General features: G+C 53.3%; 4 protein-coding genes. All 4 read left to right on the plus strand.

Annotated elements, in window-relative coordinates:
* Positions 1 to 42: 42 nt before the first annotated feature.
* The 4 genes from C5S61_RS00005 to C5S61_RS00020 all read left to right on the plus strand — a co-directional run bounded on the left by C5S61_RS00005 (position 43) and on the right by C5S61_RS00020 (position 7,215).
* Positions 43 to 2,364 (plus strand): rhamnogalacturonan lyase family protein, encoded by a 2,322-nt coding sequence (locus tag C5S61_RS00005; RefSeq protein WP_110513033.1) that lies wholly within the window; start codon positions 43 to 45, stop codon positions 2,362 to 2,364.
* Between the two features lie 438 nt (positions 2,365 to 2,802).
* On the plus strand, positions 2,803 to 4,944 hold the full coding sequence (gene bglX / locus C5S61_RS00010; protein ID WP_110513035.1) for a beta-glucosidase BglX: 2,142 nt from the start codon (positions 2,803 to 2,805) through the stop codon (positions 4,942 to 4,944).
* 180 nt (positions 4,945 to 5,124) lie between these two features.
* Entirely contained in the window at positions 5,125 to 5,553 is a 429-nt protein-coding gene (locus C5S61_RS00015; RefSeq protein WP_110513037.1) for a YkgJ family cysteine cluster protein, read from the plus strand.
* A gap of 54 nt (positions 5,554 to 5,607) precedes the next feature.
* Complete coding sequence (locus tag C5S61_RS00020; protein WP_110513039.1) at positions 5,608 to 7,215, plus strand: carboxyl transferase domain-containing protein; 1,608 nt, start codon at positions 5,608 to 5,610, stop codon at positions 7,213 to 7,215.
* Positions 7,216 to 7,404 lie beyond the last annotated feature (189 nt).

Here is a 7,404-nt window from a genome sequence, read left to right on the forward strand (position 1 = left end):
ATCCCCAGCCCCCGATCCCCAGATTACAAGGAGTACCAAACTATGAACAATCGGTGGCGTATTTGCCTCTTATTAATTGCAATTTTATTAAGTACCGTTACCTACACCAATACCAAGGCCCAAGCCAGCCTGAGCTGCCAAGTCAATTACGCGATTACCAACCAGTGGGGTGGCGGTTTTCAAGCAGATGTGCTGATTAACAACACTGGCACCAGCGTGATTAACGGCTGGACAGTGGCATGGAGCGCACCCAGCGGCCAGCAAATTGGCCAAATCTGGAATGCAACTGTGAGCCAAAATGGCAGCCAAGTGAGTGCCAAAAACGTCGATTGGAATGCCAGCATTGCCGCTGGTGGCAGCCAAGGCTTTGGTTTTACTGCCACAACAACGGGTAGTTTGGCCGTGCCAAGCAGTTTTACGGTTAATGGCGTGGTCTGTGGTGGCGGCGTTAGCCCAACCGCGACTTCGCCAGTAGCAACCGCGACCAACCAGCCAACGACCCAACCGACCGCAACCAATGGCCCAACCAATGTGCCAACTGCCACCCGCGTAGCAACCAGCGTACCAACTGCCACGCGCGTACCAACCAGTGTGCCAACCTCCACGCCGAGCGCAACCACAGGCCGCCAAATGGAAAAACTCAATCGTGGGATTATTAGCGTGCGCCAAGGGAGCAACAATTTTGTTAGCTGGCGCATGTTCGGCACCGATCCAAGCTCGATTGGCTTTAATCTCTATCGTGGCACAACCAAAGTGAATCCAATCCCCATTACCAACGCCACCAGCTATTTGGATAGCGGCGCAGCGGCCAACAGCGTCTACAGCGTGCGGCCTGTGCTCGATGGCGTTGAGCAAACAGCCTCGGAAAATTCGCTCAATTTTGCCAATGGCTACCTTGATGTGCCGTTGCAAATTCCTGCTGGTGGCACAACGCCCGATGGCGTAGCCTACACCTACAGCGCCAACGATGCGAGCGTGGGCGATCTCGACGGCGATGGCCAGTATGAAATTGTGCTCAAGTGGGACCCAAGCAACGCCAAAGATAATTCGCAATCTGGCTATACAGGCAATGTCTATCTTGATGGCTACAAATTGAATGGCACACGCTTGTGGCGCATCGATTTGGGCCGCAATATTCGGGCTGGCGCACACTACACCCAATTTATGGTCTACGATTTGGATGGCGACGGCAAGGCCGAAGTTGCTGCCAAAACCGCCGATGGCACCCGCGATAATGCTGGCACGGTGATTGGCAACGCCAGCGCTGATCATCGCAATTCTGGCGGGTATATTCTTGCCGGCCCCGAATATCTGACTGTATTCAATGGCCAAACCGGTGCGATTCGCTCAACCGTCAATTATGATCCGCCACGTGGCACGGTTTCAAGCTGGGGCGATAATTATGGCAATCGGGTTGATCGCTTTTTGGGTGGCATTGCCTACCTTGATGGCCAACGCCCAAGCTTGATTATGAGCCGTGGCTACTACACCCGCAGCGTGATCGCGGCGTGGGATTTCCGCAATGGCAGCCTGACCAAACGCTGGACATTCGATAGCAACGTTGCTGGCAGCCAATATGCAGGCCAAGGCAATCACGGCCTTTCGGTTGCCGATGTTGATCAAGATGGTAAAGATGAGATTATCTTTGGAGCCATGACGATCAACGATAATGGCCAACCGCTGTGGAACACCCGCAACGGCCACGGCGATGCCATGCACGTTGGCGATCTCAATCCTAATCGGCCTGGCTTGGAAGTGTTCAAAGTCAGCGAAGATTCATCAAAGCCCAGTTCGTGGTTTGCCGATGCGCGGACTGGCCAAATTCTGTGGCAAACCGCAGCTGGCGGCGATAATGGGCGCGGCGTTTCGGGCGATATTTGGGCTGGCAGCCCGGGTGCTGAATCATGGTCGTCGATGGATAGCAACCTGCGCAGCGTCAGCGGGGCAACCCTTGGCCGCAAACCATCATCAACCAACTTCTTGATTTGGTGGGATGGCGACCCAGTGCGCGAATTGCTCGATGCCACCCGCATCGATAAATATGGTCCATCAGGCGATACACGCTTACTAAATAGCAGCAATGTTAGCTCCAATAACACCACCAAATCAACCCCAGCGTTGAGCGGCGATATTTTGGGCGATTGGCGCGAAGAAGTGATTTGGCGCACCAGCGATAATAAAGCGCTGCGAATTTATTCAACCAGCACCACGACCAACCGCCGGATCTTTACGCTGATGCACGATGCCCAATATCGGGTTGCGATTGCTTGGCAAAACACCGCCTACAACCAGCCGCCACACCCTAGCTTTTTCTTGGGCGATGGTATGAGCAATCCACCACAACCAAATATCTACCTGCGATAATCAGCATTGGCCGTGAAGTGTTCCCTCACCCCAACCCCTCTCCCGTGACGCGGGAGAGGGGCTTTAATCTTGTGGTTCTGTCGCGATGCGTGATACAAAACGGCGGCTCTCCTCGCCAGCGTTCAGTAGGCGAGGGAGCTGGGGAGGTGAGGGAACGCGCCACATCAGACTAATCGCGCAAAACCTAGCCTTGTAAGGAGCATGTTGGAGTGCAGGAAACGGCAGCAACTTGACAGAGCGCAGGCTTAGCGGCACAATTGCAAGCGCTTGCAGAAATTTAATCCCACGAGCAACACAATCAAGTATCGCAGCTTGATTCAACCCATCCTCCCGCTAAAAAACCAACCTGCATGGGTGGCAATGGCCGATTCTAGGCTGTCGAATGGTGATTGCCAACTTGACTATGACAGTCATCCTGCTCAATGAGGACAAACAGATATGCAGTATGAGCAACAAATCGAAGCCTTGTTGGCCCAAATGACGCTAGCCGAAAAAATTGGCCAAATGCGCCAACTCCATGGCACTGGCGAGAACCAAAAAAACCTCGTTCGCGAAGGCAATTTAGGCTCGGTGTTGAACGTGATCGATGCCGAGGCCCACGAAATCCAGCGCCTTGCGGTTGAAGAATCACGTTTGGGCATTCCGCTGTTAATTGGCCGCGATGTGATCCACGGCTTTCGCACGATTTTCCCCATTCCGCTTGGCCAAGCAGCCTCGTTTAACCCAGATTTAGTGCGCGAAGCAGCGCGGGTTGCCGCCCGCGAAGCCTCAGGCGCTGGCATCAACTGGACATTCGCGCCGATGATCGATATTGCACGCGACCCACGTTGGGGTCGAATTGCCGAAAGCTGTGGCGAGGATGCCTACCTTGCGAGCTTGATGGGCGTGGCGATGGTCGAAGGTTTTCAGGGCGACGATTTGACTGCTCCCGAGGCGATTGCCGCCTGTGCCAAGCATTATGTTGGCTATGGCGCGAGCGAAAATGGTCGCGATTACAACACCGCTTGGATTCCTGAGGTTTTGCTGCGCGATGTCTATTTAGCGCCATTCCAAGCTGCTGCCGAGGCTGGCGCAGCCACCTTTATGAGCGCCTTCAACGATTTGAATGGCGTGCCAACCTCGGGCAACGAATTTACCTTGCGTCAGATTTTGAAAGGCGAATGGGCCTACGCTGGCATGGTCGTGAGCGATTGGGCCTCGATTACCGAGATGATTGCCCATGGCTATGCCGCCGATGCCCGTGATGCAGCCTTGAAGGGCGTAACGGCTGGGGTCGATATGGAAATGGCCAGCACCAGCTATGCTGAATATCTGGCTGAATTGGTCGAAAGTGGCGCAATTAGCCACGATTTGATCGACGATGCAGTGCGGCGGGTGTTGCGCATCAAATTCCGCTTGGGCTTATTCAATCAACCCTACGCCAACGCTGCTGCGGCTGAGACATTAGTTGCACCTGATCATTTAGCCTTGGCTCGCCAAATTGCCAAAGAAAGCTGCGTGCTGCTGAGCAATAAGGAAACCTTGCCACTCAAACAGCAAACCAAGGTAGCAATCGTTGGCCCATTGGCCGATCATGCCGCCGATCAGCTTGGCTGTTGGGTATTTGATGGCAAGCCAGAAGATAGCCAAACCCCGTTGCAAGCGATTCGTGGGTTGCTTGGCAACGAGCAGGTTGTGTTTGCCCAAGGCTTGGCTGAGGCTCGTAGCACCGATGATGGTTTGTTTGACGAAGCGGTTGCTGCTGCACAAACAGCCGATGTAGTGCTGGCCTTTTTGGGTGAAGATGCAGGCTTGAGTGGCGAAGCCCACAGCCGCGCCTTTATCGATTTGCCTGGCGCACAATTGGCCTTGGTTGATGCCTTGGTGGCAACTGGCAAGCCTGTGGTTGCCGTCGTGATGGCTGGGCGTTCGTTGGTGTTAGGCGAATTGCAGGATAAAGTGCAAGCCATTTTGTATGCTTGGCATCCTGGGACAATGGCAGGCCCAGCTATTGCCGATTTATTGTTTGGCTTGGATAACCCCTCGGGCCGCTTGCCGATTAGCTTCCCGCGCACGGTTGGCCAAGTGCCCGTTTATTACAATCGCAAAAACACTGGCCGCCCACCAAGCGAAGACGCACCCAGCATTCCAACGGGCACGCCGCTTGATCCCAGCGGTTTTACGTCAAGTTATCTTGATGTTGATCATCGGCCTTTGTTTGCATTTGGCTATGGTTTGAGCTACACAACCTTTGACTATCGCAACATACGCTTATCAAGCCCAAAAATAGGCTTTGATCAAACCCTCAGCATCAGCGCCACAATTACCAACACCGGCAACTATGCTGGCGCGGAAGTTGTGCAGCTGTATATTCGCGATTTGGTCGGCAGCATGACGCGCCCAATCAAAGAACTCAAAGGTTTTCAACGAATAGCGTTGGAACCGGGCCAAAGCCAAGAAGTGACGTTTGAGCTGCGCAGTGCCGACCTCAGTTTCCACAATAATGCCATGCAAAAAATCGCTGAGCCAGGCGAGTTTCACGTCTGGGTCGCGCCAAACAGCCTTGGCGGGTTGCAAGCCAGTTTTGAATTAGGAGCATAGAACGAGAACATAAAGCATAGAACATAGAGCATACTGATTAACGATCCACGAAGGACACGAAGCGCACGAAGTTTGAATTAATCATTCTTCGTGGTTCTTCGTGTCCTTCGTGGTTAAATAAGCACTTTTGGATTAAAATAGATTCGTCCAGTGTTTACTTCATCCACAAGGAACAGAACTATGTCGCTTGCTCTCAATGTGATTAATCAGAATCAGCCGAGTTGTGCTGGTTGTGGTGGTTTGTGTTGTCGCTCATTTATTTTGCCAATTGACACCCCCGAAACCCGCGAAGATTTTGATGTGCTGCGCTGGCTGGTGCTGCATCGCGGCGTAAAATGCTTGGTCAAACAATCGGTTTGGGAAATAGAAATTGGCCTGCCATGCGAGCATTTGCAGGACGATAGCCGCTGTGGCATTTATATGCAGCGCCCGAATGTTTGTGTTGAGTATGAAGTTGCCACCTGCGAGCGCCATCAGCCCCCACATTATGAGGCAGTGATTGATAACGAACATGCCTTGAAAGCTTGGGTTTTCTCGCGCTATGGCATGTATCCCGACGACCCGGATTTTCCCTATGGCGAGCAAACAATTCGGGTTGGTTTGTTTTAAGCGCGATCATCAGTATCATGTTCGCAGCGAACGTCTAGTGATAAGGAACGATCAATGTCGATCATTCAGAGTACGCTCGATATTCATAGCCCTGAATTTCGCCAAAACGCCGATTTCCATCGCCAATTGGCAGCAGAATTACGTCAACAAACCAAGCAGATTGCCCAAGGTGGCAGTGCTGAGGCCCGTGCCCGTCACGAAAGTCGCGGCAAATTGCTTGTCCGCGAGCGGATTGAGCGTTTGCTTGACCCGGGCAGCGCTTGGCTCGAAATTGGCACCTTGGCTGCATGGCAAGTCTACGAAGACGATGTGCCAGCTGCTGGCGTAATTACGGGAATTGGGCGGGTGTCGGGCGTTGAGGTGCTGATTGTAGCTAACGATGCGACGGTCAAAGGCGGCACCTACTATCCACTCACGGTAAAAAAACACTTGCGCGCCCAAGAAATTGCGCTGCAAAATCATTTGCCATGTATTTATTTGGTCGATAGTGGCGGGGCATTTTTGCCGTTGCAAGCAGAAGTCTTTCCCGATCGCGAGCATTTCGGGCGCATCTTCTACAATCAAGCCCAAATGTCGGCCTTGGGCATTCCACAAATTGCCGTCGTGATGGGCAGTTGTACCGCTGGCGGCGCATACGTGCCAGCCATGAGCGACGAAGTGGTGATTGTGCGCGAGCAAGGCACGATTTTCCTTGGTGGCCCGCCCTTGGTCAAAGCAGCCACTGGCGAGATTGTTAGCGCCGAAGATTTAGGTGGAGCCGATGTGCATACCCGCCTTTCGGGTGTTGCCGACCATTTTGCCGACGACGATGAGCATGCGTTAGCCATCACGCGCTCGATTGTGGCCAATTTGCAGCATCGCAAAGCCAACCCATGGTCGTTGCGCACGCCAGAAGCGCCACGCTACGATCCCCAAGAATTGTATGGAATTATTCCCGCCGATACCCGCAAGCAATTTGATGTACGCGAAATTATTGCCCGGATCGTCGATGGCTCGCGCTTAGATGAGTTCAAGGCGCGCTATGGCACAACCTTGGTGACTGGCTTCTCGCACATCTATGGCCACCCAGTCGGCATTTTGGCCAACAACGGCATTTTATTCTCCGAAAGTGCCTTGAAGGCAGCCCATTTTATTGAGCTATGCAACGAACGAGCGATTCCGCTGCTGTTTTTGCAAAATATCACTGGCTTTATGGTTGGCCGCGAATACGAGCAACGCGGGATTGCCAAAGATGGGGCTAAAATGGTAATGGCGGTTTCCAATGCCCGCGTGCCAAAATTCACGGTCGTAATTGGTGGCTCGTTTGGGGCTGGCAACTATGGCATGTGTGGCCGCGCCTATAGCCCGCGCCAACTCTGGATGTGGCCAAACAGCCGAATTTCGGTGATGGGTGGCTCGCAGGCGGCCAATGTATTGCTGACCGTGCGCCGCGACGGGTTGCAAGCCAAAGGCCAAGATATGAGTTTGGCCGAGCAACAAGCCTTTATGCAGCCAATTCTCGATAAATATGAGGCCGAGGGTAATCCTTATTATTCCAGCGCCCGCTTATGGGATGATGGCATTATTGATCCGGTTGATACACGGATGAGCTTGGCACTGGGCTTATCGGCAGCAGCCAACGCGCCATTAGCCGATGTTAAATATGGTGTGTTTCGGATGTAAGCTTGTCGATCCGCGAAGGGTGCTGTGGCTATTGGCTATTTGTACTGGTTCATCACGTTAACCACAACCTGATCCCCTCACCCCAACCCCTCTCCCGTGGCGCGGGCGAGGGGCTTTAATCCCGTGATTTTTGCATAATTTGTAGTGAAAACGGGTGCTCCCCCTCGCCCGCGTCCAGTGGGAGAGGGG

Source organism: Herpetosiphon llansteffanensis (genome assembly GCF_003205875.1).
GTDB lineage: Bacteria > Chloroflexota > Chloroflexia > Chloroflexales > Herpetosiphonaceae > Herpetosiphon > Herpetosiphon llansteffanensis.

Bases quoted from the DNA above. Each gene is read 5' to 3' on its own strand.
- C5S61_RS00015 (WP_110513037.1), top strand. From the start codon at position 5,125: ATGTCGCTTGCTCTCAATGTGATTAATCAGAATCAGCCGAGTTGTGCT.
- bglX (WP_110513035.1), top strand. From the start codon at position 2,803: ATGCAGTATGAGCAACAAATCGAAGCCTTGTTGGCCCAAATGACGCTA.
- C5S61_RS00020 (WP_110513039.1), top strand. From the start codon at position 5,608: ATGTCGATCATTCAGAGTACGCTCGATATTCATAGCCCTGAATTTCGC.
- C5S61_RS00005 (WP_110513033.1), top strand. From the start codon at position 43: ATGAACAATCGGTGGCGTATTTGCCTCTTATTAATTGCAATTTTATTA.